Origin of the sequence: Paramesorhizobium deserti (assembly GCF_001558695.1) — a bacterium.
Classification (GTDB): domain Bacteria; phylum Pseudomonadota; class Alphaproteobacteria; order Rhizobiales; family Rhizobiaceae; genus Paramesorhizobium; species Paramesorhizobium deserti.
In genome coordinates this window covers 1,037,099-1,063,205 of record NZ_LNTU01000001.1, presented here as the reverse complement: position 1 = coordinate 1,063,205, position 26,107 = coordinate 1,037,099, and the positions used below count along the sequence as shown (strand labels likewise).

Here is a 26,107-nt window from a genome sequence, read left to right as displayed (position 1 = left end):
TTTTCTCACATCACTCCGGACGCGTTTTCTCAATGTCGAGCCGCCTTCCCCCGCTCAATCCGCTGAGGGCCTTCGAGGCGGCGGCGCGCCATGGCTCGGTTTCACTCGCCGCGCAGGAATTGAGCGTCACCCACGGCGCGATCAGTCATCAGATCAAGGCGCTGGAGGCGACGCTCGACGTCAAATTGTTCGAACGCGGTGCGCAGCGCCTGAAGCTGACCGCGCAGGGCGCGCTGCTTCTGCCCGCTGTCTCCAACGCCTTTGCCGAAATCGCGGCGGCGACCGCCATGGTGAAGCGTCCCTCGACCAGTGGAGAACTGAGCGTGACCTGCGTGCCGGCGCTGCTCTCCTTATGGCTCATTCCGCGGTTGAACCAGTTCACGGAGCAATATCCCGATATCCGCCTGACGCTGACTGCCTCCAACGATGCGGATCATCTGCGCTCGCCGGATGTCGATATCTGCATCCTCTATGGCGACGGCAACTGGGCCGATTGCTGGGCGCGGCTGTGGAGCCATCTCCGGCTCTTTCCCGTGGTCAGCCCGACCTTGCTCAATAGCCGGCCGCTGCGCACCCTGCGCGATCTGCGCGATCATGTGATGCTGCATGGCGATGACGGGCGCGAGTGGAACACCTGGCTTGCCGCGGCCGACGCCACCGGCCTCCCGCGAGGGCCGCAGCATTTCATGAGCGATGCCCGTCTTTCGACCGAGGCAGCGCTGCATGGCCAGGGCGTCGCGCTGGGCGATACGATCACCGCGAGCGATTTGATCGCCAAGGGCGAGCTGATCGTGCCCTTCGATCTCACGGTTCCGGCCAACGATGCCTTCTACGTCGCCTGCCGCAGCGAGGTTCGCGCGGCTCCCATCGTCAGGGTGTTCATCGACTGGCTTTTCGCGTCTCTCGGCGCTGACAGCATCGCCGAACCGCAGACGGCGGCGCGGCGCATCATCCGTCGCCGCAATAGCAAGATCGCCGGTAAGCCGATTGTCAAAGGCAGTGCCCGCGGTCCCGCTTCCAAACAGGCGCCTGCCCGTCGGGCCAAGCGCCGCATCAAACCCTGATCTCCTCCCTGACACTCAAGGATTTTCCAGACATGCCTGCTCCGCTTTTCAATCCCCTGGTGGCGAACCTCTCCACGCCGCCCATCCCCCTGGTGCAGGCCTGGGCCAATGAATATTCGGGCGCGCACGGGCCGCTGATCGATCTTTCGCAGGCGGTTCCCGGCTACCCGCCGCATCCGGATATGCTGCAATGGCTGGGGGAGGCTGCGTCTTCCACGGCCTATGCGGGCTATGGGCCGATCGAGGGCGAAACGATGCTGCGGCAGGCCTATGCCAGGCATGTCGCCAGCCTCTACAGCGCACCCGTCGAGGCGGCCAATGTGCATATCACCGCCGGCTGCAACCAGGCATTCATTGCCGCCGTCATGGCCGTGGCTGGGGCGGGTGACACGGTGCTGATGACCAACCCCTTCTATTTCAACCATGAATCGACGCTGGCGATGCTGGGCGTAAAAAGCCGCACCGTCGAATGCAGCGCGGCGAAGAGCTTCGTCTCCGATGTGCAGACGATAGCCGGCGCGCTCACCCCCGATGTGCGGGCGCTGGCGCTGGTCACGCCGAATAATCCGACCGGCGCCATCTACCCGCCCGAGATGCTCCGCGCCGTCTATGATCTCTGCCGCGCCAACGGCACCTGGCTGATCCTCGATGAGACCTACCGGGATTTCCTACCTTCGGCGAGTGAGCCGCCGCATGGGCTCCTCGGTGTACCCAGCTGGCAGGACACGCTGATCCAGCTCTACAGCTTCTCCAAATCCTTCTGCATTCCGGGCCACCGGCTGGGCGCCATCCTCGCCGGTCCCGCCGTGGTGGAGAATGTGGCGAAGGTCATGGACAACCTCCAGATATGCGCGCCGCGCGCGCCGCAGGCGGCCGTCGCCCGCGCCATCGAGCCGCTCACCTCCTGGCGCGAGGTAAACCGGGCGGAAATCGCCGCCCGCGCCAACGCGCTTCACGATGTGATGGGTCGCCTTCCCGATTGGCGGCTTGAGGCGATCGGCGCTTATTTCGCCTTCATCCGCCATCCTTTCGAGGGCGAGTCTTCCCTGGAAGTGGCTGGAAGACTCGCAAAAGAAGCCGGTGTGCTGGCCCTGCCGGGCGTCTTTTTCGGCGAGGGGCAGGAGCGCTTCCTGCGCTTTGCCTTCGCGAATGCCGATGCCGCGACGATCCGGCTGCTCGAGGGGCGGCTGGCGCAGCTCTCCTCCTGATCATGCACAAAAGGCATATGGCCATTATCGGGAATTCTCTTCTATAGTTCCGGCTACAGCATCGGCCCGAAAATCGGAATCGATTTTCGGAAAGCTTGGATAACGTAGATTCAATAATATACAGCGTCCTTTGTGCGTCCTAACGGACGCACGGCGCTGTAACAGGCGCGTCCGGCGCATTTATAGGGGAACCGCATGTATGAATATGCCATTGCGTGGGACTGGCTGAGTTTCGCCGCCCGCTGGCTGCACGTCGTCACCGCCATCGCATGGATTGGCTCCTCCTTTTATTTCGTAGCGCTCGATCTCGGCCTGACGAAGCGCCCGAACCTGCCGGAAGGCGTGCAGGGCGAGGAATGGCAGGTGCATGGCGGCGGCTTCTACCATATCCAGAAATACATGGTTGCGCCGGCCCATATGCCGGAGCATCTCACCTGGTTCAAATGGGAATCCTACGCCACCTGGCTGTCCGGCTTTGCGCTCCTCTGCATCGTTTATTATGCCGGCGCCGATCTTTATCTGATCGACCCGCAGGTGCTCGACGTCTCGGCGCCGGTGGCGATCGCCATCTCGCTCGCCTCCATCGCCTTCGGCTGGATCGTCTATGATCTGATCTGCAAGTCGCCGCTTGGCCGCAACGACACGCAGTTGATGGTGCTGCTCTATTTCGTGCTGGTCGCCATGGCCTGGGGTTATACGCATCTTTTCACCGGCCGCGCCGCTTTCCTGCATCTCGGCGCCTTCACGGCCACGATCATGTCGGCAAACGTCTTCATGATCATCATCCCCAACCAGAAGAAGGTCGTGGCCGATCTGATCGCCGGCCGCACGCCGGATCCCGCGCTCGGCAAGCAGGCCAAGCAGCGCTCGACCCACAACAATTATCTGACGCTGCCGGTCGTCTTTCTGATGCTCTCCAACCATTATCCGCTGGCTTTCGCCACGCGCTACAGCTGGATCATTGCTTCGCTGGTCTTCCTGATGGGCGTCACCATCCGCCACTGGTTCAACACCCGCCATGCCCGCAGAGGCGACCCGACATGGACCTGGCTCGTCACGGTGATCCTGTTCATCCTCATCATGTGGCTTTCCACCGAACCGAAGCTGCTCCAGGAGGGATCGGGAGAGGCGAAAGCATCAGCCCTGGAGCAATCTTTCCTGGCGTCCGACCGCTTTCCTGAAGTGCGCGACACGGTGCTCGGCCGCTGCTCCATGTGCCATGCGCGTGAGCCCTCCTGGGAGGGCATCGTTGCGCCGCCGAAAGGCGTGATGCTGGAGACGGATGTGGAAATCGCCGCGCACGCTCGCGAGATCTATTTGCAAGCCGGGCGTTCCCATGCCATGCCGCCCGCCAATGTAACCGGCGTCACCGGGGAAGAGCGCAGCCTTCTCGCCGCCTGGTATGAAACGGCAGTGCAGGCAGGAACGAAGAAATGACCGGATTGCTGATCCGTGGACGGGTTCTGACATTCGTCGACGAGCCGCGCGATATCGCCGACACGGCATCTTACCGCTATTTCGAGGATGGCGCCCTGCTGGTCGAGGACGGCCGCATCATGGCGATGGGCGACTATGCGGATGTCGCGCGGGCTGCCAGCGCTGATGTCGCCGTTGCCGATCACCGGCCGCATCTCATTGTCCCCGGTCTCATCGACGCGCATATCCATTTTCCGCAGATGCAGGCGGTGGCGTCTTATGCCGCACAGCTCCTTGAGTGGCTCAACACCTACACCTTCGTCGAGGAGCAGAAATTCGCCGACGAGCAGCATGCCGAATTCGTCGCCGAGCGTTTCATGGACGAGCTCCTGCGCCATGGCACCACGACGGTCGCCGCCTATTGTTCGGTGCATCCGCAGAGCGTCGATGCCTTCTTCCGCGCCGCACGGCACCGCAATATGTGCGTGATCGGCGGCAAGGTCATGATGGACCGCAACGCCCCGCCGGCCCTCTGCGACACGCCGCAATCAGGCTATGACGACACAAATGCGTTGATTGCCCGCTGGCAAGGCCGGGGCCGGCTTCACTATGCCATCACGCCGCGCTTCGCCATCACCTCGACGCCGGAGCAGATGGAGATGAGCGCCGCACTCGTGCGCGAGCATCCCGATTGCTACATCCAGACGCACCTATCGGAAAACCGGGAGGAAATCGCGCTCACCCGCTCGCTCTATCCCGATGCACCGGATTATACCGGCATTTACGAACACTATGGCCTGCTCGGCCGCAAGACCCTGCTCGGCCACTGCATTCATCTCTCCGAACGCGAGGTGAAAATCATTGCCGAAACAGGCTCGGTCGCCGTCTTCTGCCCGACATCCAATCTCTTCCTGGGAAGCGGTCTGTTCGACCGCGAAAAGCTGAAGTCTAACCGAGTCCGCATCGCCGTCGCCACCGATATCGGCGGCGGCACCAGCTTCTCCATGCTGAAGACGATGGACGAGGCCTATAAGATCCTGCAACTGCGCGGACAGCGGCTCTCGCCACTCCATTCCTTCTACATGATGACGCTCGGCAACGCCCGCGCCCTGTCGCTCGAGAGCCGGATCGGCACGCTGGAACCGGGAACGGAAGCGGATGTTGCCATCCTCGATAGCCGCGCCACGCCGGCCATGCGCATGCGCATGGAGACCGCGAGCGCGCTTGCCGAGGAGCTGTTCCTGCTCCAGACGATGGGTGACGATCGTGCGGTGGCGGAGGTTTATGTCGCCGGCAAGCCGATGAAGAAGGCACTTTGACCAAGGCGTCGGCGAAAAAGTTCCGAATCGCTAAAACCCACAAATTATTGGGAAAAAGCCGGGGAATTCCGAAGTCCGGACGCATTGATACAGTTCTGTAACATTGCTGTCATATCACTGTAATATAGATTCCGTAGAGGGCTAGCGACGTCGGAGGCGTCACTCATACATTCCAACAGGAGCTGCTCCTATGAACAAGATGATTTACACGACCGCTGCGCTGGCGATTGCCGCCGCCATGTCGGTATCAGCCGCTGAGGCTCGCGACCAGATCCAGGTGGCAGGTTCCTCGACCGTCCTGCCATACGCCAAGATCGTTGCTGAAACCTTCGGCGAGACCTTTCCGGACTTCAAGACGCCCGTCGTCGAATCCGGCGGCTCGGGCGCCGGCATCAAGGAATTCTGCAAGGGCGTCGGTGAAAACACCATCGATATCGCCAATTCCTCGCGCGCCATGAAGGACAGCGAGCTGAAGTCCTGCATCGACGCCGGCGTCAAGGACGTCGAGGAAGTCCGCATCGGCTATGATGGCATCGTCTTCGCCACGGACATCAATGGTCCGGATTGGAAGCTGACGCCGAAGGATGTCTATTCGGCGCTCGCCGCCAAGGTTGTCGTCGACGGCAAGCTGGTCGACAATCCGAACACCAAGTGGAACCAGGTCAATCCAAGCCTGCCTGATTGGGACATCGCCGCCTACATTCCTGGCGAAAAGCACGGCACGCGCGAAGTTTTCGAAGAAAAGCTTCTCGCTGAAGGTTGCAAGGAAACCGGTGCGGCTGAAGCCCTCAAGGCGAGCGGCATGGACGACAAGGCTGCCGGCTCGGCCTGTATCCAGGTGCGCAAGGACGGCAAGGCTGTCGACATCGACGGCGATTACAGCGAAACGCTGGCCCGCATTTCGTCGAACAAGACCGGCGTCGGCGTGTTCGGTCTCTCCTTCTACGAGAACAATGCCGACAAGCTGAAGGTCGCCACCGTCAATGATATCGTTCCTTCCGTCGAGACCATCTCGAGCGGCGAATATCCGGTTTCGCGCCCGCTGTTCTTCTATGTGAAGAAGGCTCATATCGGCGTCATTCCGGGGCTGAAGGAATATGTCGATTTCTTCCTTTCCGACCAGATGGTCGGCCCCGACAGCCCGCTTGCCGAATACGGCCTCGTTCCTGCTCCGGATGCAGAGCGTGAAGCTCAGCGCACCGCCTTCGCCGAAGGCAAGACCATGCAGGCCAAGTAAGGTCAGCCGCACAATTGGACACAGGCGGTCTCTGCCTGTGTCCAAACAACTGAGATTGTCGGCACCCGGGGAAGTCTGATGTCCGTATTGCTGGTTCTGCTTATCGTCTTCGGAATAGGTATCGTTGGCTTCTTCATTGGGCGCCAGCGTGCGAGCGCCAGGGAAACCGGCGAGGTGAAAGTCCACTCACGCGCCTATTATCATGGCTGGTGGGTGTTTCTCGTTTCGGTTCTGCCGGCGGTGCTCTTCATCGTCCTGTGGTCCGCTGGATCGTCGATTTATCTCGAGCGTTCCGCGCAGGCCAGCCTGCCGGCGCAAACCGCTGAAAGCGCCGTCGCCAGCCGTGGCCTCGCGCTCAGCATGGTCAGGGGTATTGCCACGGGGCTTGATCGCCTGGACGCGCAAGAATTGCAGAACCTCCCGCAATCCTATGCGGATCTGCGCTCCCTTCTCGGCTCCAAGGGCGTCGCGCTTGCGTCCGAGGGGCAGGACTATATGGTTCCGATTGCCGAGCGCTGGCATAGCCAGGCGGCTACGGCGCGCACCATCGGCGCCGGCCTCGCCATCGCTCTCGCCGTTGCCGGGGTCATCTTCGGCCTGTCGGGCATTCACCCGCGTGCCCGTGCCCGCAACAATGTCGAGCGGATCGTGCTGTGGGGCCTGCTCGCTGCGTCGACCATCGCCATCCTGACCACGGTCGGCATCATCTTCTCAATGCTGTTCCAGACGATCAATTTCTTCAGTGTCGTTTCCCCGTGGAACTTCTTCTTCGGCACGGTCTGGGATCCGCGCTTTGCGGATGCGGGCTCCGGCGGTTCGCAGGGGCAGTTCGGTCTCATTCCGCTTCTGGCCGGCACGCTCTATATAGCTTTCGTCGCAATGCTCTTCGCCGTGCCCGTCGGTTTGTTCGCCGCCATCTACATGGCCGAATACGCGACGCCGAAGGTCCGGGCCACGGTCAAGCCGCTTCTGGAGATCCTGGCCGGCATTCCCACCATCGTCTACGGCTTCTTCGCGCTCGTCACCGTCGGCCCGTTTCTCCGCGATCTGAGCGCTGCGATTTCCGGCGGCGGCGGCTTCATCATGGCCCAGAGCGTGCTGACGGCGGGGCTCGTCATGGGCATCATGCTCATCCCGTTCGTCTCGTCGCTTTCCGATGACATCATCACCGCCGTTCCGCGCGCCATGCGCGATGGTTCGCTCGGCCTGGGCGCCACCCGGTCCGAAACGATCAAGCGCGTCATCCTCCCGGCCGCGCTTCCCGGCATCGTGGGCGCGCTGCTCCTGACCGCCTCCCGCGCGATCGGTGAGACGATGATTGTCGTGCTCGCCGCCGGCGTGGCCGCCAGGCTAACCGTCAATCCGTTCGAGGCGATGACCACCATAACGGTCAAGATCGTCAATCAGCTGACCGGCGACCTTGAATTCAACTCGCCGCAGACGCTGGTCGCCTTCGCGCTCGGCATCACCCTTTTCTTCCTGACGCTCGCGATGAACATCTTCGCCCTCTACATCGTGCGCAAGTACCGGGAGCAGTACGAATGACTGATGCAACGTTCAATTCGAATGTCGCGGCCGTTGGCCGCCCGGTGCGCCGCGATATCGGCATCAAGCGCCGCTATGCAGCGGAACGCCGCTTCCGCTTCTATGGGGTCGCCGCCATCGCCGTCGGCATCTTCTTCCTCTTCGCGCTGCTGTTCTCGGTCATCTCCAATGGCTATACCGCCTTCTGGCAGACGACCATCGAACTGCCGGTGAAGCTGGATGAAAAGCTGATCGATCCCAGCAACCAGCGTGCGACCAACCCCAATGTGCTGCTGACGGCCAACTATCCGCTGCTCGTGCGCAACGCCCTTGCCGAAAAGCTCGGCGTTTCCACCACGGACCGGCCGGCGATGCGGGATCTGAGCAAGTTCGTCTCCGACGGCGTGCGCAATCAGCTTCGTGAAATGGTCGTCGCCAATCCGTCGCTGATCGGCACCACGCAGACCATTCCCGTCCTTGCCGGCGCCGATATCGACTCCGCCTTCAAGGGTCAGATCAATCTCGACGTCGATGAAGCCAACCGCAAGGTTTCGAACCGGCAGGTCGCCTGGATGAAAGAGCTCGCCGATGAAGGCGTGATGCGGCAAAAGTTCAACACGGGCCTCTTCACCTACGGCGCTTCGAGCCGTCCGGAAACCGCAGGCCTCGGCGTGGCCCTCGTCGGTTCGCTCTATATGATGCTGATCGTGCTGGTACTGTCGCTGCCGATCGGCGTCGCCGCCTCGATCTATCTTGAGGAATATGCCAAGAAAAGCCGGCTTACCGATATCATCGAGGTCAACATCAACAATCTGGCGGCCGTGCCGTCCATCGTCTTCGGCCTCCTGGGGCTGGCGGTGTTCATCAATCTGGTCGGCTTGCCGCGTTCGGCCTCGCTGGTCGGCGGATTGGTGCTGACGCTCATGACGCTGCCGACCGTCATCATCGCAACCCGCGCCGCGCTGCGCGCCGTGCCGCCGTCGATCCGCTCTGCAGCGCTCGGCATCGGCGCGTCCAAGACGCAGATGGTCTTCCATCATGTGCTGCCGCTTGCCGCACCCGGCATCCTGACCGGAACGATCATCGGCCTTGCCCAGGCTCTGGGCGAAACCGCACCGCTGCTCCTGATCGGCATGGTTGCCTTCGTCGTCGGCTACCCCACGACGCCGATGGACCCGGCTACCGCCCTGCCGGTGCAGATCTACATGTGGGCCAATGAGGCAGAACGCGCCTTTGTCGAGCGTACGTCAGGCGCTATCATCGTGCTGCTTCTGTTTCTGGCCGTTATGAATATCGCTGCGATCATTCTGCGCCGCCGTTTCGAGCGGCGCTGGTAAACGGGAGACATGACAATGAATCTGATGACCGAAAGATCTCTCGAAAAAGCGGTAGGAGACAAGATGAACGCTGTTGCCAGTACGAACAAGATGAAGGGCGATAAGGTCTCTGTCTTCTACGGCGCGAAGCAGGCGCTTTTCGATGTCGATCTCGACATTCCCGAAAAGATGGTGACGGCCCTGATCGGTCCGTCCGGCTGTGGCAAGTCCACCTTCCTGCGTTCGCTCAACCGCATGAACGACACCATCGAGGGCTGCCGCGTCACCGGCCAGATCACCCTCGACGGCGAGGACATCTACGATCCCAAGATCGACGTCGTGGAGCTGCGCGCCCGTGTCGGCATGGTGTTCCAGAAGCCCAATCCGTTCCCGAAGTCGATCTATGAGAACGTCGCTTACGGGCCGCGCATCCATGGTCTAGCCAAGAGCCGGCACGAGCTCGACGAGATCGTCGAGAGCAGCCTGCGCCGCGCCAGCCTTTTCGAGGAGGTCAAGGACCGTCTTCACGATGCCGGAACGGGTCTTTCCGGCGGTCAGCAGCAGCGCCTCTGCATCGCCCGCGCCATCGCGGTCAGCCCCGAGGTGATCCTGATGGACGAGCCCTGCTCGGCGCTCGATCCCATCGCCACCGCCAAGGTCGAGGAACTGATCGACGAATTGCGGCAGAACTACACCATCGTCATCGTCACCCACTCGATGCAGCAGGCGGCGCGTGTCTCGCAGAAGACCGCGATGTTCCATCTGGGCAATCTGGTCGAAGTGGGCGAGACCGAGATGATGTTCACCACGCCCAAGGAAAAGCGGACCCAGGACTACATTACCGGTCGCTTCGGCTAGCGCGTGATTCCGAAAGGTCGCAGACCTTTCGGACGAGATCACGCGGTTTGCTTCCGGCCTTTCTGGTTCGAGACACGAGGATGAACGAAATGCAGTCCCAACATACCGTCCGTTCCTATGACGACGAATTGAAATTCCTGGCCCACAAGATCGCCGAGATGGGCGGCCACGCCGAGCGCATGGTCGAGCAGTCGGTGACGGCCATCGTCAATGCCGACAAGGCGCTTGCCCAGCGCGTCATTTCCGACGATCTCATTCTCGATGCCTGCGAGCGCGAGATTGATGACAGGGCTATCGCCATCATCGCCAAGCGCCAGCCCATGGCGGTCGATCTGCGCGAGATCATCGGCTCCATCCGCATTTCCGCTGATCTGGAGCGCGTCGGCGATCTCGGCAAGAACATCGCCAAGCGCGTCGCCGCCATTTCCGAGACGCGCCAGTCCTTGAACGTCTATCGCGGGCTGCAGACGCTGGCCGAGCTGGCCCTGACGCAGCTGAAGGACGTCCTCGACGCCTTCGCCACGCGCTCGATTGAGCAGATCAACATCGTGCGCGACCGCGACGATGAGATCGACGCCATGTATACTTCGCTGTTCCGCGAGCTTCTCACCTATATGATGGAGGACCCGCGCAACATCTCCGCCTGCACGCATCTTCTCTTCTGCGCCAAGAACATCGAGCGCATCGGCGACCACGCGACCAATATCGCCGAGACGGTTTATTACATCGTCACCGGCCAGCAGATGCCGCCGGACCGGCCGAAGGAAGATCTGAGCCACGGCATCGTCGTCGACGAAGCCAGGCAGGCTTGAATCTCGCTTAAAGTGGCTCCTGTTCGATGGAACCGTTAGGCACTCCCCTCTGGTCTGCCGGACGTCTCTCCCGCAAGGGAGGAGATCGGCTGGCATCGGCGGCGGAGCCTAATTCTGCCACATTGGCGATTGGCGAAAGCAGACGTTACATCCAATCTCCCCGCCTTGGGGGAGATGTCCGGCAGGCCAGAGGGGGTGCCTGGCGCCGGCGTATCCACTTCAACGGGCATGTTCTAGTGAGGAATTGGTAAAATGGCGCACGCACCCAAAGTTGCGGTTGTCGAGGATGAGGAGGCGCTGAGCGTTCTCCTCCGCTACAATCTCGAGGCGGAAGGCTATCTGGTCGATACCATCCTGCGCGGTGATGAGGCGGAAATCGCGCTGCGCGAGAACGTGCCGGATCTCCTGATCCTTGATTGGATGCTGCCGGGCGTATCCGGTATCGAGCTCTGCCGCCGCCTGCGCCAGCGGGTGGAGACGGAGCGCCTTCCGATCATCATGCTGACCGCGCGGGGCGAGGAGAGCGAGCGCGTGCGTGGTCTCGGCGTCGGCGCCGACGATTATGTCGTCAAGCCGTTCTCGACGCCGGAACTGCTCGCCCGCGTCAAGGCGATGCTGCGCCGTGCCAAGCCAAGTCTCCTGTCGCATGTCCTGAAAGTCGGCGATCTGGTGCTCGACCGCGAGCAGCACCGCGTCTACCGCAAGGATCGTGAAATCCGTCTCGGGCCGACCGAATTCCGGCTTCTCGAATATTTCATGATGTCGCCGGGACGTGTTTTCTCGCGCAGCCAGCTTCTCGATGGCGTCTGGGGTCCCGACATCTATGTCGATGATCGCACCGTCGACGTGCATGTCGGACGCTTGCGCAAGGCGATCAACACGGGCCGGGTCACCGATCCGATTCGCACCGTGCGGGGCGCCGGCTATTCGTTCGGATAAATAAAAGAACGTCTGTTTTTGCAGGAAAGCGATGATCCGCTTTCCTGCAAAAGTTATGGCTTCAATAAGGCAAGTCTCGGGAAAATAAAATGAGCTTTTCCATTTGAGCTTGTGTAAACAAATAGTTAACGCGGCGTGTCCCGCTATTCTCTGGCCGGTTGATTTGCCCCTTCGCCATTCTTTGGCCCAAAACATGCGCCTTCATGGCCGCGGTCTGTTGAGGGGTCCAAGCATGAGACTGAACTTTTGAGCCGCGCCGGAAGCTGGAAAATCCTGGTTCTCGTCGGCACTGTGGTGGCACCTGTTCTGGTGGCGGGATGCACGACGTCGAAAGGCGGCGCCAGCCATCTGGCCGAGGGCGTGATCTCGAAGTCGGGTTCATCGAAGACCTATGCCTATACGGCCAAGGACAAGGAATGCCTCCAGCGGGCGATGTTCTTCGAATCGAACCGTTCCAGCCAGGATGGCCTCGTGGCCGTCGGGACTGTGGTGATGAACCGCCTCGCCTCCGATAAATATCCCGACACGATCTGCGGTGTCGTCGGCCAGAAAAAGCAGTTTGCGCCCGGCGTGCTGAGCCGCAGGATGAATTCCTCGGCCTTGCCCGATGTGGAGGCGGCGGCTGACGCGGTCTTGAAAGGCAAGCGTCATCCCAAGCTCAGGAACGCCATGTTCTTCCACACCGCCGGGCTGAAGTTCCCCTATCGCAACATGCACTATGTGCTGGTCGCCGGCGGCAATGCCTTCTACGAGAAGCGTCACCGCGATGGCACCCTCGAAGCGCCGGTTCCAGAGGCGCCGCGCCTCGTTGCCCAAGCCGATATCATGCAGGCGCCCGCGCTGCCCGATATGGCGAAGTCGCGGGCCGTCCCCATGCCGACGCAGTTGCCGGTCGACCAGGTACAGGTCGCAAGCATTGTGCAGGATCAGGGCTTCGGTCCGCGCGCCAAGGGCGATCGCGTCGCGCCCCATGCCGCAGCTGAACAGCAGACGGCATCGCAAATGACGGCGCAGACGACCGTTTCATCGGAAACCGCGCTTGGCTATGGTGCCGAGCAGAAATCGGTCGATGCGATCGGCGAACTGCTCCTCTCGCAGGACCGCCCGGAGCCCGCTTTCCAGTAACGGACGATCGCTTCACCTTCAGCGGTGTCGCACCCGCACCGGAACCGGCTGATAGACGATCATCGGCGGACCATAGAACGAATCGTCGAAGGCCGCCCGTCGCGTCGCCCTCCGGTCCAGTTCAAGTTGCAGGAGACAATTGGCGAAGGCATCGGTCTGCGCGCGAAAGCCATAGGAGCGGCAGGTCTGGCCGTCGGCGGCGCGCCGCTCTTCCGGCGTCATGGTCTGGCATCCGGCCAGCGCGGCAATGAGAATAAGACCACAGAGCGAGAATTTCTTCATCGGGTTGCCTTTCCATTCCATGGCCTGATCCGCAGCGGATATATAGCAGATCGGTCACCCCTCGCGAAAGCCGGTGGCCAGTCCGGTCATGAGGCGATATGAATGTGATTTCCGTCCATTTTCAGAATCGGGTGCGCCATGACCACACATTCCCGCGATGTTTCCGCAATCATCGATCCCGTCAAGCTCGACCGGCTGGCGGAAGTGGCCGTCAAGATCGGCTTGCAGCTCCAGGCCGGGCAGGATCTCGTCATGACGGCGCCGATCGCCGCCCTGCCGCTGGTGCGCCGCATCGCCGAACATGCTTATAAAGCCGGCGCCGGGCTGGTGACGCCGTTCTTCGCCGATGAGGAAATCACGCTGGCGCGCTACCGCAATGCGCCCGATGCCAGCTTCGACCGCGCCTCCGGCTGGCTCTACGAGGGCATGGCCAAGGCCTTCGCGGGCGGCGCGGCGCGTCTCGCCATCGCCGGCGACAATCCGCTGCTCCTCTCCTCGCAGGATCCGGCCAAGGTGGCGCGCGCCAACAAGGCCAATTCCATCGCCTATCAGCCGGCACTGGAAAAGATCGCCAATTTCGACATCAACTGGAACATCGTCTCCTATCCCAACCCGTCCTGGGCCACGCAGGTCTTCCCCGGCGATCCCGAGGATGTCGCGACCGCGAAGCTCGCCGATGCCATTTTCGCCGCCTCGCGCGTCGATGGCGATGACCCGGTTGGCGCCTGGAAGGCGCACAATGCGGCGCTACGCCGCCGCACCGAATGGCTCAACGCCTATGCCTTCCATGCGCTGCACTTCACCGGTCCGGGAACCGATCTGACGGTGGGGCTCGCCGACGGCCATGAATGGCATGGCGGCGCGTCGACCGCCAAGAACGGCGTCACCTGCAATCCGAACATTCCCACCGAGGAGGTGTTCACCACGCCGCATGCGCGCCGGGTGGAGGGCCATGTCACCAGCACCAAGCCGCTGTCGCATCAGGGCACGCTCATCGAGAACATTTCGGTACGCTTTGAAGAAGGGCGCATCGTCGAGGCGAAGGCGAGCCGGGGCGAGGAGGTGTTGAACAAGGTGCTCGATACGGATGAGGGCGCAAGGCGCCTGGGCGAAGTCGCGCTCGTGCCGCATTCCTCGCCGATCTCGAAGAGTGGTCTTCTCTTTTATAACACCTTGTTCGACGAGAACGCCGCCAGCCATATCGCGCTCGGCCAGTGCTACTCCAAATGCTTCCTCGACGGCGCCACGCTGTCGCAGGAGGAGATCGCCATCCGCGGCGGCAACAAGAGCTTCATCCACATCGACTGGATGATCGGCTCCGACAGGATCGATGTCGACGGCATCGGCAAGGACGGCGGCCGCGTGCCTGTGATGCGCGGCGGTGAATGGGCGGCGTGAGCTGCCCGTTCCGGCTTTCTGGATCGTGCCTCCGCTTAAGGGTATGTCGGCGCTCCCTTGCCGTGGATCCTCGAGTCAAGCCCGAGGATGGCGACTGTAGAAGGCAAGGTGCCAAATGACAGACGCAGAGGCTGACATTTTTTGACGGATTGGCAGGCGCAACGCCAGAACGTTACTCCGATCCCATCTCTCCCTTCGTCATCCTCGGGCTTGATCCGAGGATCCACGGCTGAGAGGCGGAAACAGTCTAGTCATCCGCAACGGGATCGGAACAGGCCGGCGGCAAAGCCGCCCTTTCCTTCACCCAAACACAATTGTCTTGTGGCCGTTGAGCATGACCCGGCTTTCGAGATGCTGCTTGACGGCGCGGGCGAGCACGCGGGCCTCGATGTCGCGGCCGGTCGCCACGAAATCATCGGCGCTCATCGCATGCGTCACGCGCTCTGTCTCCTGCTCGATGATCGGGCCTTCGTCGAGATCGGGGGTGACATAGTGCGCGGTGGCGCCGATCAGCTTGACGCCGCGCTCATGCGCCTGGTGATAGGGCTTCGCCCCCTTGAACGACGGCAGGAAGGAATGGTGGATGTTGATCACCTTGCCGTAGAGCCGTTTTGACAGAGTGTCGGAGAGCACCTGCATGTAGCGGGCGAGGATGACCAGATCGGCGCCGGTCTCCTTGACCAGCGCGATCAGCTTCTCCTCCTGCTCGGCCTTGTTGTCCTTGGTCACCTTCCAATAGAGATAGGGGATGCCTTCCAGCTCGGCGGTGCGGCGTGAATCTTCATGGTTGGAGACGATCGCCGCCACCTCGGCGTCGAGCCAGCCGACGCGGATCTGGTAGAGGAGATGCAGCATGGCATGGTCGAATTTCGAGACCATGATGATGATCCTTGGCCGTCTCGCCTGATCGACGATCGGCGTCTTCATGGCAAAGCGCTCGACCGCCGGCTTGATGCCGCGCTCGATGTCGTCCTTGGCAATCCCTTCCGCCACGGTGAAGGCGATGCGCATGAAGAAGCGGTTGGTCTGGCGGTCCCAGAACTGGTTGCTCTCGGCGATGTTCGCCCCGACGCCCGCAAGCTCCGTCGTCACAGCAGCCACAATCCCCGGCTGATCCTCGCAGGAAAGCGTCAGGATGTAGGCGCTGGCATGCTGCAGGGCGGTTTCGGTTCCCCTGGTGGATGTCACGGAAAGGTTCATCGGTTTCATGCTCCGGCAAGATCGTTGAGAAAGCGGTCGAGTTCGTCACGGGGAATCCGGACGACATGGCCCGGCCCGGGATAGACGCCCTTTTCGACATCGGCAACGAATTCCGCAAAGGCGGCGACGCGCTCCCGCTGCAGGCGGTCATATTCGGCGGCGAAATTGCGATAGACCTTGGCATGGCGCGGGTAATGGCCGCGATGGGCACCGAGCACGTCTTCAGCGAAGAGATATTGCGCGTCGCAACCGGCACCGGCCCCCATCGAGATCATGAAGAGTGAGGTCCGCTTGGAAATCGCGGTCGCCACCTCCGCCGGCACGACTTCGATCTCGGCGGCAAAGGCGCCTGCCTCCTCGAGCGTCCGCACCTGCTTCCAGACCTGAAACGCGCTTTCCGCCGTCTTGCCGACGGCCTTGAAACCGCCCGTCCAAGTCGCCTTGGATGGGATCAGCCCGACATGGCCGCAGACGGGAACGCCCTCCGCCCTGAGCGTGCGGATGGTATCGAGCCCTGCCGCGCAATAGACGGCGTCGGCTCCGGCGCGGATCATGCGGAAGGCTTCGCCGAGGCATTCGTCCTTCGTCACATAGACGCTCTTGTCGCCGCCCGGCACGGTGAAACAATCGGGCGCGGCATCGCGGAACCGCGGATCGGTCATCAGCTCCGGCGGGACTGAAAGCATCTCCACACCGGCCTTCTGGGCGGCTTCCGCCTCCTCCAGCGTGGTCACCCGTAGCATGGTGAGCTGATTCCTGCCTTTCAGCGCCAGAACATCGGCGACCGTCGGTCTTTTCGACGACATGCTTGTCTCCCCTTATGAATTCTATGCCGCAAGCAGCGCCTTGAGCTTCGTTGCCGGCGAGGCAAGGTGCTGTGCGTCCGGTCTCGTACCCCTGGCGATCAGCATTTCGGCGAGCCGTATGTCCCTTGCGACCGCCGTTCCCGGTCCGATGCCGCTTGCTGCCACCAGCCTGCCGTCCTCGGAGAGATGGAACAGGATGAACGCGGCATCCCCGACATCGCGGCGCACGACACGCTTGCCTTCGTCGCAAAGCCCCGCGATCTGCAGCCCGAGATCATATTGATCGGACCAGAACCACGGCACGGCACCATACGGCTCGTCGGCAAGACCCAGCATGTTCCTTGCCGCAAGCGCCCCCTGTTCCTGCGCATTGCGCCAGGCTTCGAGCCGCACTCGACGGCCGCCATAAAGCGCGAGAGGAAACGAGCAGCAATCTCCGGCGGCGAAGATATGCGGATCGCTCGTCCTGAGATGCTCGTTGACGGCAATGCCGTTGTCGATCACAAGCCCTGCGGCTTGCGCCAGATCGGTCACTGGCATTGCCCCGATGCCGATGATGGCGAGATCGGCATCCACGCGCCTGCCGCTCGCAAGGCGAATGGTGACGGAGGCGTCATCGTCCGCCATATCGGCGATGCCGTCGCCGGTGACGAGCTCCACGCCTTCGGCCCGGTGGCGGGCGTCGATCACGCTGGCGATTTCCTCCGGCACCCCGCGCATCAGGATGCGCGGCTGTGCCTCGATCAGAATGACTTCCGCGCCGAGCCGGCGTGCGGAAGCCGCGAGCTCCAGCCCGATAAAGCCGCCGCCGATGATGGCAATGGGCCGGCCCGGGCCGAGATGACGGCGGATCGCCAGCGCGTCGTCGAAAGTGCGCAAATATGCCATACGCGGCCCATGGACGAAGGACAGGCGGCGCGGCACAGCACCGGTCGCAAGCAACAGGCGTTCATAGGGGAGGCTGGGGCCGTTGCCGAGTTGTACACTGCGCGCATCGCGGTCGATGGCCGTCACTGCCGTCTCCGCGATGAAATCGATGTCATGCGCCGCGAGCCGCACATGATCGGCGATGGTCTTTGCCTGCGGGTTGTCCGCCAGCATCGTTTCCTTGGAGAGCGGCGGCCGCTCATAGGGCAGATGACGCTCCGCGCCGACCAGCGTCACCGGGCCGTCATAGCCCTGTTCGCGCAGCGCGAATGCTGCCCGCGCCCCGCATTCGCCGGCGCCGATGATGACCATTCCCGCATCCATCGCCGTCACTCGATTCCGATGAAGACCTTTCCGGCTTCGACTTTCACCGGATAGGTCCTGAGATTGACGCAGACGGGGGCGCCTTTGGCTTCGCCCGTCTTGTAGTCGAAACGGCCATTGTGCTTCGGGCATTCGATGATCTCGTCCATGACCAGGCCATCCGCCAGATGCACATGCTCATGGGTGCAGAGGCCGTCGGTGGCGAAATATTCGTCATCAGGGCTGCGATAGATGGCGAAGGTGCGCCCGTCATGATCGAAGCGGATGACGTCCTCCTCGTCGATATCGTTCGCCGCGCAGGCTTCGATCCAGTTACTCATTTCTTTCCTCCCATTCTGCTGGACAGCGATGCCGATCGGGCTATTCCGCTGCCTGAGCGATGGCATCGCTGTGAAACTCCTCCCGGTATGGCTTGGCCGTCGGCGGCAATTCGCGCTTGAGGAAATAGTCTTCGTTGCGCAACTGCCGGATGAAGGCTGGGATCATCTCGCGATAACCGTGGAAAATTGATGGGTTCGGGGCCGGCAGATCGTGCTTGATCGCCTCGTGCAGCTTCGGCAATGCGTGATAGGGCACCATCGGGAACATGTGGTGCTCCACATGGTAATTCATGTTCCAGTAGATGAAGCGGCTGACGGGATTCATATAGACGGTGCGGCTGTTGAGCCGGTGGTCGGTGACATTGTCGGCAAGCCCGCCATGCTGCAGAAGCCCGGTCAGCACGTGGTGCCACGCGCCATAGAGCCGGGGCAGGCCGATCAGCATCAGGGGCAGGATCGATCCCATGGCGACCGCGAGCGCGATGGTTGCCGCATAAATCGCCACCCAGATGCGCGCGATCCGCACCACCCTGTGCTGCTCCTGTTTGGGGATGAAGGTCTTTTCCTCCGCGCTGACATTGCCACAGGCATTGCGCAGCATGTCGCCGACAGCGTGCCAGGCATCCAGCAGGCCGAAGAAATTGAGGACGAGGCGCAGAAGATCCGGCGGACGCATCACGGCGATCTCCGGGTCGCGGCCGACGATAATCGTGTCGGTATGGTGCCGCGCGTGGCTCCAGCGCCAGGTCACGGGATTGCGCATCATCATGAAGGAGGCGATCTGGTAGACCGCGTCGTTCATCCAGCGCGTCTTGAACGCCGTGCCGTGCCCGCATTCGTGCCAGCGCGAATCCGCCGCCGAACCGTAAAGCACGCCATAGGCGAGGAAGAACGGCACGCTCCACCAGTTGCCCCAGAGAGCGATACCGAGCCCGGCGAAGAGAGCCATGCAGCCGAGCCAGATGATCGTGTCGCGGATCGCCGGCCCGTCGCTGCGCTTCATCAGATCCTTCATCTGCTTGCGCGGGACGTCGGTGTGATACCATTCGGCGGCGGTAAGCCCGTTTGCCACGGCGGCCTGCGCATCACGCCCGATCAGGCTGTAGTCGCGGATTGTCGGTATGGCGTTCATGACAGCCTCCTCTCTGCATTTCACCGACAGGAAGCGTATCCGCAGCAATTGACCTCCTCAATGAAGTGATGATATTTTCTATCAGAATACATCATTTCAGCCTTGTAGTGCTGATGCATTCTTCTCATGGGAGACATTGATGGCCAAGCGTCCGACCATCGCCGATCTGGCTGCTGAAGCCGGCGTCAGCGTCGCCACGGTCGACCGGGTGCTCAATGGCCGGCTGCCGGTGCGCGAGGAGACGGCGCGCCGCGTCTATGAGGCGGCCAATGCCATCGGCTATCATGCGGCGGGGCTGATCCGACACAGGCTGCAGCAGGATCTGCCGCACTATCACTTGGGTTTCATCCTGCAACGGCCCGACCAGCCCTTCTACCAGGCTTTCGCGCGGGAGCTGAAGAACGCGGTCGAGAACGCCCAGGGTTTTCGCGGTACCGCCCACATCGATCATTTCGCCATGCGCACGCCTGCGGAGATCGCCGCCAAACTGCATGAGGTGGCTGCCCGTTGCCGGGCCGTCGCCATGGTCTCTGTTGATCATCCAACGATTACGGCGGCGGTAGCCGACCTGAAGGAGCGAGGCATCCCCGTCTTCTCGCTTCTTTCCGATTTCGCTTCCGGTGTGCGTGAGAGCTATATCGGGCTCGACAACCGCAAGGTCGGGCGCACCGCGGCCTGGATGATCGCCAAGGCGGCAAAAAGGCCGGGAAAGGTAGCCATCTTTGTCGGCAGCCACCGGTTTCACGGCCATGAGCTGCGCGAGATCGGCTTCCGCACCTTCTTCCGCGAGCACGCGCCGGAATTCGAGGTCATCGACACGCTGGTCAATCTCGACGATCACCATATCGCGCAGGAGGCGAGCTTCGATCTCCTGCAGCGTTATCCCGATCTCGCCGGGCTCTATCTCGCCGGCGGCGGCATGGAAGGTGCGATTGCGGCGCTGCGGGAGGAGGGGATTGCCCGCGCCAGCCGCCTCGTCACCGTCTGCAACGAGATCACGCCGGACAGCCGCGCCGCCCTTGCCGAATGCGTGATCACGCTGGTGATCGCCACGCCGCTGGAGCGGCTTTCGCGTGAGCTGGTCACCCAGATGGGCCGTGCGATCGAAACCGGCGGAGCCGATACGCCGGGGCAAATATTCCTTCCCTTCGACATGCATATTTCCGAGACAATTTGATCCTTCCTATCTGATGGAAATCCATCAGCCCAGAGCGCCATTCCATCAGCCTTGATAGGTTCTGGGCGTGCGGCTCCGCATCCTGATTGACTTTGCTCTCGGGCGTGACACTGGATTGGGCCATCTGCATCGGCTGCCAAAGCGTCGGCGGCCGGCCGGTTTTGGGAGGATTGAGAGATGACCGATCGCAGCGCTCCGCCGCGTTTTGCTTTGAACCATATGACGGTGCCGGGGCTGGACATGGCCGGGCTTTTCGCGCTTGCCCGCAGGCTCGGCATGAACGAGGTCGAGATCCGTAACGATCTTATGGAAGACGGTTCGCCGGGAAAAGGCGACATCCGCACCGTGCCTGCCGATGAAGCGCGCCGCCTTGCCGATGAGGCTGGCGTCACCATCATCTCGATCAACGCTCTGCAGCGCTTTAACGAGTGGACGCCGGCGCGTGCGGCGGAAGCCGCCGAGCTTGCCGATTATGCCCGGGCGAGCGGCGCCAAGGCGCTGGTGCTGGTGCCCGTCAATGACGGCACCGGCCAGGCGGATGGCGAGCGCCAGCGCAATCTGCGCGAGGCGCTGGAGCAGTTGAAGCCGATCCTGGCGGAACGCGGCCTTATCGGGCTGGTCGAGCCGCTCGGTTTTGAAATCTGCTCCCTGCGCTCCAAGCGCGAGGCGGCTGAAGCCATCGCGGATGTCGCGGGCGAGAATGTCTTCCGGCTGGTGCACGACACCTTCCACCATACGCTGGCGGGTGAGGACGCCTTTTTCCCGGAATTGATCGGGCTCGTCCATATCTCAGGCGTGGCCGATCCGGCGCTGACCTATGCCGAGATGCGCGACGCCCATCGCGTTCTGGTCAATGAAAAAGATCGGCTCGATAACACCGCTCAGATCCGCACGCTGCTTGCGGGCGGCTATGACGGACCCTTGTCTTTCGAGCCCTTTGCGCAGGAAGTGCATGATTTGAAGGAGCCCGAGCGCGAAATCACCGCCAGCATGGCGTTCATCCGCCGGAGCTTCGCAAAAGCCGCCGCCTGAGCCGATCCGAAGCGAACCGAAACGCCGCCGCATCCCGAACACAACACCGGCTGCGGCGGCATTTTAGTTTAATGGAGCTCCAATTGCGGAATTGACGGCGCGAAAATAAAATGGAATAAATGTTTCACTGAACTGAAAAACGGTCCATTCATTCCGTTTTGCTGATGAGCGACTGCCGAAGGGACGGAAAGCATCGGGAGTGCTTCACTGACGGCGGAAGGCCAAGAATTCCCCTGGGAGGGGGAGTTTCCGGATAAAGGGGTGCAGCCGGGCACCAAAAAGTGGAGGAGAAGCGAAATGAAGAAATTTCTTTTGGCGGCCGCCGTTTCAGCGCTGATGACGGGCTCGGCGCTCGCCGAGAATATCGGTGTGTCGATGGCGTTGTTCGACGATAACTTTCTGACCGTCCTGCGCAATGGCATGCAGGATTACGCCAAGACCAAGGATGACGTTAATCTCCAGGTCGAGGACGCACAGAATGACGTTTCCAAGCAACTGAGCCAGATCCAGAACTTCATCGCACAAGGGGTGGATGCCATCGTCGTCAATCCGGTTGATACCGATGCGACGCCGAAGATGACGCAACTCGCTACCGCTGCCGGCATTCCGCTTGTCTATGTCAACCGCATGCCGGCCGACAAGGAGCTGCCGGAGAAGGTTTCCTTCGTCGGTTCCAACGAGGTGGATTCGGGTACGCTGCAGATGAAGGAAGTCTGCCGGATTCTTGGCGGAAAGGGTGAGATCGTCGTGCTGATGGGCGAACTGTCCAACCAGGCGGCGCGCCAGCGCACCCAGGACGTCGAGGATGTGATCGCTACCGATGAATGCAAGGACATCAAGATCCTCGACAAGCAGACCGGCAATTGGCAGCGCACACTCGGCACCGATCTCGTGACCAACTGGATCAGCGCCGGGCTGAAACCCAACGCCATCGTCTCGAACAATGATGAAATGGCGATCGGCGCAATCCAGGCCCTGAAAGCTTCGGGCATCTCGACAAAGGATGTGCTGGTGGCCGGCATCGACGCGACCCAGGATGCGCTGGCGGCCATGAAGGCAGGCGATCTGCGCGTCACCGTCTTCCAGAATGCCGCCGCTCAAGGGTCGGGCGCGATCGATACCGCCCTCAAGCTCGCCAAGGGCGAAAAGGTGGAATCCATGGTCTGGGTGCCCTTCGAGCTCGTGACGCCGGAAAACATGGACCAGTACATGGCCAAGAACTGACCTCCTTCGAGGTGGGGCAGGCATATATGAGCGCCCTCATCTGCCCGCCGGCATAGCCCCGGGATCGAGCCGCGGGTCTCGGTCGTCCCGCAAAGGATAAGACAAAATGTAGGCGCTCATGCCTCTCCCCGTCCTCAAATGAGGCCTGCCCAAAGGTCGGGGGGACGGGGAGAGGGGCAGGGCGAGGAATGATCCGGAAAAGGGAGGAAGCGGAATGATAAGCCCTGTGACGATGCGCGCCGTGCGCGATTCAGGAGCGGTTCCCAATTCGGAGTTTCTTTTGGAAGTCGAAGGCGTGCGCAAGACCTTCCCCGGCGTCATCGCGCTGGACGACGTGTCCTTCCGGCTCAGGCGCGGCAGCGTGCATGCGCTGATGGGCGAGAACGGCGCCGGCAAATCGACGTTGATGAAGATCATCGCCGGCATCTACACGCCCGACAGCGGCTCCTTCAAATTACGCGGCAACGAGATCGAGCTCAATTCGCCGCTCGACGCGCTGGAAAACGGCATCGCCATGATCCATCAGGAATTGAACCTGATGCCCTATATGACGGTGGCGGAGAATATCTGGATCAGGCGGGAGCCGAAGAATGCTTTCGGCTTTGTCGATCACCGTGCGCTGCGCGAGAAGACCGAGGAATTGTTCTCCCGGCTCAATATCCGCATCGATCCCGAGATCAATGTTGGCGAATTGTCGGTCGCCAATCGCCAGATGGTCGAGATCGCCAAGGCGGTCTCCTATGAATCCGACGTGCTCATCATGGACGAGCCGACCTCGGCGCTGACCGAGCGCGAGGTCGAGCATCTCTTCGAGATCATCCGGGCGCTCAAGGCCGAGGGCAAGGGCATCGTCTATATCACGCACAAGATGAACGAGCTGTTCGAGATCGCCGACGAGGTCTCGGTATTCCGAGACGGCCATTATATCGGCACGCACAAGGCCGACGAGGTGACGCGCGACGATATCATCCGCATGATGGTCGGACGCGAGATCACCCAGATGTTTCCCAAGGAGGAGGTGCCGATCGGCGATGTCGTCCTTTCGGTGAAAAATCTCACGCTCAAAGGCGTCTTCCACGATATCTCGTTCGACGTGCGCGCCGGCGAGATACTCGGCCTTGCCGGTCTTGTCGGATCGGGCCGCTCCAATGTCGCCGAGGCGCTGTTCGGCGTCACACCCGCCACATCGGGCGAGATTTCGATCAACGGACGCGCGATCGATGTCAAAACGCCTGCTATCGCAATGCGCCACGGCATGGCCTTCCTCACCGAGGATCGCAAGGATACCGGCTGCTTCCTCGTCCTCGATATTCTCGAAAACATGCAGATGGCGGTGCTGCGCGACAGATATGTCAAGCGCGGCTTCGTCTCGGAAGCCGAGGTCGCGCGCGAATGCGAGCGCATGCGCGAGGCGCTGCGCATCAAGACCCCCGATCTCAACGAGCGGATCGAGAACCTCTCCGGCGGCAACCAGCAGAAGGTGCTGATCGGGCGCTGGCTGCTGACGCGCCCGCGCATTCTCATCCTCGATGAGCCGACGCGCGGCATCGATGTCGGCGCCAAGGCGGAGATACACCGGCTGATCACCAAACTCGCGAGCGAGGGCGTCGCCGTCATCATGATCTCGTCGGAAATGCCCGAGGTGCTCGGCATGAGCGACCGCATCATGGTCATGCATGAAGGGCGCGTGACCGGTTTCCTCGATCGCGCCGAGGCCAGCCAGGTCAAGATCATGGAACTGGCCGCGCAATAATCTCATCACGCTATAGAACCGGGAGGGAGCAATGGCGATGGAACAGATGACGCAACCCGTGCAACGGCTGGAAAAGCCGCGGCACCGGCGCAAGATGCCGTCGGAGGCGAATATCTTTCTGGTGCTGATCGGCATCGCACTGGTTTTCGAGCTTCTGGGTTGGCTTCTCGTCGGCCAGAGCTTTCTTTTCAACAGGCAGCGCCTGGTGGTGATGATCCTTCAGGTCTCGGTCATCGGCATCATTTCCGTCGGCGTCACGCAGGTCATCATAACAGGCGGCATCGATCTTTCGTCCGGCTCCGTGGTGGGGTTGACCGCGATGGTCGCCGCCAGCCTAGCCCAGACCTCCGATTATGCCCGGGCGGTCTATCCCATGCTCACCGACATGCCGGTTCTCGTGCCGGTGCTGGCGGGGCTTGCCGCCGGCGCGGTCGCCGGTCTCATCAACGGCAGCCTCATCGCCTATACCGGCATCCCGCCCTTCATCGCCACCCTCGGCATGATGGTGGCCGCTCGCGGCATGGCGAAATGGTATACGCGCGGCCAGCCGGTCTCGATGTTGAGCGACAATTACGCCGCCATCGGCTCCGGCATTTGGCCGGTGGTGATCTTCCTCCTGGTGGCGCTCATTTTCCATATCGCGCTGCGCTACACGCGCTATGGCAAGTTTACCTACGCCATCGGCGCCAACATGCAGGCGGCCCGCGTCTCGGGTATCGATGTCGGCCGTCATCTGATCAAGGTCTATGCCATTGCCGGCCTCCTCTCGGGCTTGGCGGGTGTGGTGCTCTCGGCCCGCGCCATCTCGGGCCAGGCGGGCATGGGCGTCGCCTATGAGCTCGATGCCATCGCGGCTGCCGTCATCGGCGGAACCTCCCTGTCGGGCGGTGTCGGCCGCATCACCGGCACCGTCATCGGCACGATCATCCTCGGCGTCATGACATCAGGCTTCACCTTCCTGCGCATCGACGCCTATTATCAGGAGATCGTCAAAGGCGTTATCATCGTCGCGGCGGTGGTCGCCGATCAGTATCGCCAGCGCAAACGGCGCAAGGCGTAGCCGAAAAAAACCGGAAAAACCGCATGAAAAAACCCGAAAAACGGAAGCGTTTTTCGGGTTTTTTGCTGGAGAAATCTCGGATTTTTCCGTCAGATTCCGTCCGCCGTCCTGCCATGGCCGGTCCGGTTGCGCGTGGAAGCGGAGCGCAGGATCAGCCCTGCTTCCTTTGCCGCATGAACGAAGGCCCGCCGCGCCTTGGCGACCGGCTTCAGCCCATCCAGCGCGTCAAGGCAGGTCTGGAGGGCCTGCCGGTAGCTGCGGTCGCGATTGCGAGGCCAATAGGTTTTGAGGCATTCGACGGCCTCCCACGCGCTGGCCACGACGCGGCTGCGCGCTTCGCCGATGCGGATGACCACGGGAACGGGGAAACGTTTGTCGTCCATCGCTTTCTCCATTTTCTCGAAAACGTTGCGGAAGACCCCAAGCCAAATCCAACTATGAAGATATGAACTTGTCTCTCGTTCTCAAGAGATATGGAGAAAATTTGAGCTTTAAAGATGGATCGCAAATTTTGTCCTGCGATCGTGAAGCAGGCGGCAACGCGCATCCGCTGCGTGAAATGCTTATCTTCAAAAGAAGCACAATAATTGCAATACGTTGCCGCAACGCAACATTTTCGAACCTCTTGCGGTTGTCTCCTCCGGCGGTCCGAAC

Annotated in this window: 24 protein-coding genes; 17 read left to right on the top strand and 7 right to left on the bottom strand. The window is 61.7% G+C overall.

Translation table 11 applies throughout. The features are described from left to right. Nucleotides 1-32 precede the first annotated feature (32 nt). The 11 genes from gcvA (at nucleotide 33) to ATN84_RS04930 (ending at nucleotide 12,818) form a co-directional block, all read left to right on the top strand. The gene (gene gcvA / locus ATN84_RS04980) at nucleotides 33-1,064 is read left to right on the top strand and encodes a transcriptional regulator GcvA (protein WP_068880369.1); all 1,032 of its coding nucleotides are present in this window, start codon (nucleotides 33-35) and stop codon (nucleotides 1,062-1,064) included. A 32-nt stretch (nucleotides 1,065-1,096) separates the two neighbouring features. Then, nucleotides 1,097-2,272: an aminotransferase gene (locus tag ATN84_RS04975; RefSeq protein WP_068880368.1), complete on the top strand. Its 1,176-nt coding sequence runs from the start codon at nucleotides 1,097-1,099 to the stop codon at nucleotides 2,270-2,272. A gap of 195 nt (nucleotides 2,273-2,467) precedes the next feature. Next, nucleotides 2,468-3,709, top strand: coding sequence for a urate hydroxylase PuuD (locus ATN84_RS04970; RefSeq protein ID WP_068880366.1), 1,242 nt, complete (start codon nucleotides 2,468-2,470; stop codon nucleotides 3,707-3,709). Then, nucleotides 3,706-5,007 carry a guanine deaminase gene (gene guaD / locus ATN84_RS04965; protein WP_068880364.1) on the top strand — a complete coding sequence of 434 codons (1,302 nt, stop codon included), beginning with the start codon at nucleotides 3,706-3,708 and terminating at the stop codon, nucleotides 5,005-5,007. The genes ATN84_RS04970 and guaD overlap by 4 nt, the downstream gene beginning before the upstream one ends. A gap of 190 nt (nucleotides 5,008-5,197) precedes the next feature. After that, nucleotides 5,198-6,244 carry a PstS family phosphate ABC transporter substrate-binding protein gene (locus ATN84_RS04960; RefSeq protein WP_068880363.1) on the top strand — a complete coding sequence of 349 codons (1,047 nt, stop codon included), beginning with the start codon at nucleotides 5,198-5,200 and terminating at the stop codon, nucleotides 6,242-6,244. Between the two features lie 78 nt (nucleotides 6,245-6,322). Beyond that, nucleotides 6,323-7,789, top strand: a complete 1,467-nt coding sequence (gene pstC, locus ATN84_RS04955) for a phosphate ABC transporter permease subunit PstC (protein WP_068880361.1) — start codon at nucleotides 6,323-6,325, stop codon at nucleotides 7,787-7,789. Then, nucleotides 7,786-9,105: a phosphate ABC transporter permease PstA gene (gene pstA, locus ATN84_RS04950; protein WP_068880360.1), complete on the top strand. Its 1,320-nt coding sequence runs from the start codon at nucleotides 7,786-7,788 to the stop codon at nucleotides 9,103-9,105. Before pstC ends, pstA begins: the two co-directional genes overlap by 4 nt. 63 nt (nucleotides 9,106-9,168) lie before the next feature. Further along, entirely contained in the window at nucleotides 9,169-9,942 is a 774-nt protein-coding gene (gene pstB, locus ATN84_RS04945) for a phosphate ABC transporter ATP-binding protein PstB (protein WP_244490974.1), read from the top strand. An 89-nt stretch (nucleotides 9,943-10,031) separates the two neighbouring features. Beyond that, a complete protein-coding gene (gene phoU / locus ATN84_RS04940) occupies nucleotides 10,032-10,754 on the top strand; it encodes a phosphate signaling complex protein PhoU (RefSeq protein ID WP_068880358.1) in 723 nt (240 codons plus the stop codon). Nucleotides 10,755-11,006: 252 nt separating this feature from the next. Next, on the top strand, nucleotides 11,007-11,693 hold the full coding sequence (phoB, locus tag ATN84_RS04935) for a phosphate regulon transcriptional regulator PhoB (protein ID WP_068880356.1): 687 nt from the start codon (nucleotides 11,007-11,009) through the stop codon (nucleotides 11,691-11,693). A 246-nt stretch (nucleotides 11,694-11,939) separates the two neighbouring features. Then, nucleotides 11,940-12,818 (top strand): cell wall hydrolase, encoded by an 879-nt coding sequence (locus ATN84_RS04930; protein WP_068880355.1) that lies wholly within the window; start codon nucleotides 11,940-11,942, stop codon nucleotides 12,816-12,818. 18 nt (nucleotides 12,819-12,836) lie between these two features. On the opposite strand, the gene ATN84_RS04925 is transcribed toward ATN84_RS04930, so the two are convergent. Continuing rightward, complete coding sequence (locus ATN84_RS04925) at nucleotides 12,837-13,100, bottom strand: hypothetical protein (protein WP_068880902.1); 264 nt, start codon at nucleotides 13,098-13,100, stop codon at nucleotides 12,837-12,839. 138 nt (nucleotides 13,101-13,238) lie between these two features. On the opposite strand from ATN84_RS04925, the gene ATN84_RS04920 reads away from it, so the two are divergent. Beyond that, on the top strand, nucleotides 13,239-14,498 hold the full coding sequence (locus tag ATN84_RS04920) for an aminopeptidase (RefSeq protein ID WP_068880353.1): 1,260 nt from the start codon (nucleotides 13,239-13,241) through the stop codon (nucleotides 14,496-14,498). Nucleotides 14,499-14,798: 300 nt separating this feature from the next. Here ATN84_RS04920 and purU read toward each other — a convergent pair whose 3' ends face one another. Genes purU through ATN84_RS04895 form a run of 5 tightly spaced genes read right to left on the bottom strand, consistent with a single transcriptional unit; the run spans nucleotide 14,799 to nucleotide 19,207 of the window. Next, on the bottom strand, nucleotides 14,799-15,698 hold the full coding sequence (purU, locus tag ATN84_RS04915) for a formyltetrahydrofolate deformylase (protein WP_068880351.1): 900 nt from the start codon (nucleotides 15,696-15,698) through the stop codon (nucleotides 14,799-14,801). Nucleotides 15,699-15,703: 5 nt separating this feature from the next. Next, entirely contained in the window at nucleotides 15,704-16,504 is an 801-nt protein-coding gene (locus ATN84_RS04910; protein ID WP_068880349.1) for a 3-methyl-2-oxobutanoate hydroxymethyltransferase, read from the bottom strand. Nucleotides 16,505-16,525: 21 nt separating this feature from the next. Continuing rightward, nucleotides 16,526-17,743, bottom strand: coding sequence for an NAD(P)/FAD-dependent oxidoreductase (locus ATN84_RS04905; RefSeq protein WP_201026311.1), 1,218 nt, complete (start codon nucleotides 17,741-17,743; stop codon nucleotides 16,526-16,528). Nucleotides 17,744-17,760: 17 nt separating this feature from the next. After that, on the bottom strand, nucleotides 17,761-18,075 hold the full coding sequence (locus ATN84_RS04900) for a MocE family 2Fe-2S type ferredoxin (protein ID WP_068880346.1): 315 nt from the start codon (nucleotides 18,073-18,075) through the stop codon (nucleotides 17,761-17,763). A 40-nt stretch (nucleotides 18,076-18,115) separates the two neighbouring features. After that, nucleotides 18,116-19,207 (bottom strand): fatty acid desaturase family protein, encoded by a 1,092-nt coding sequence (locus ATN84_RS04895; protein WP_068880345.1) that lies wholly within the window; start codon nucleotides 19,205-19,207, stop codon nucleotides 18,116-18,118. 139 nt (nucleotides 19,208-19,346) lie between these two features. Here ATN84_RS04895 and ATN84_RS04890 point away from each other — a divergent pair, with 139 nt between their 5' ends. The 5 genes from ATN84_RS04890 (at nucleotide 19,347) to ATN84_RS04870 (ending at nucleotide 25,453) form a co-directional block, all read left to right on the top strand. After that, nucleotides 19,347-20,384 (top strand): LacI family DNA-binding transcriptional regulator, encoded by a 1,038-nt coding sequence (locus tag ATN84_RS04890; RefSeq protein ID WP_068880343.1) that lies wholly within the window; start codon nucleotides 19,347-19,349, stop codon nucleotides 20,382-20,384. A 177-nt stretch (nucleotides 20,385-20,561) separates the two neighbouring features. Next, nucleotides 20,562-21,416, top strand: a complete 855-nt coding sequence (locus ATN84_RS04885) for a TIM barrel protein (protein WP_068880342.1) — start codon at nucleotides 20,562-20,564, stop codon at nucleotides 21,414-21,416. A 297-nt stretch (nucleotides 21,417-21,713) separates the two neighbouring features. After that, entirely contained in the window at nucleotides 21,714-22,640 is a 927-nt protein-coding gene (locus ATN84_RS04880; RefSeq protein WP_068880341.1) for a sugar ABC transporter substrate-binding protein, read from the top strand. Nucleotides 22,641-22,854: 214 nt separating this feature from the next. Then, nucleotides 22,855-24,393 carry a sugar ABC transporter ATP-binding protein gene (locus tag ATN84_RS04875; RefSeq protein ID WP_153020092.1) on the top strand — a complete coding sequence of 513 codons (1,539 nt, stop codon included), beginning with the start codon at nucleotides 22,855-22,857 and terminating at the stop codon, nucleotides 24,391-24,393. Between the two features lie 31 nt (nucleotides 24,394-24,424). Next, on the top strand, nucleotides 24,425-25,453 hold the full coding sequence (locus ATN84_RS04870; protein WP_068880337.1) for an ABC transporter permease: 1,029 nt from the start codon (nucleotides 24,425-24,427) through the stop codon (nucleotides 25,451-25,453). An 89-nt stretch (nucleotides 25,454-25,542) separates the two neighbouring features. Here ATN84_RS04870 and ATN84_RS04865 read toward each other — a convergent pair whose 3' ends face one another. Continuing rightward, on the bottom strand, nucleotides 25,543-25,836 hold the full coding sequence (locus tag ATN84_RS04865; RefSeq protein WP_068880336.1) for a DUF982 domain-containing protein: 294 nt from the start codon (nucleotides 25,834-25,836) through the stop codon (nucleotides 25,543-25,545). Nucleotides 25,837-26,107 lie beyond the last annotated feature (271 nt).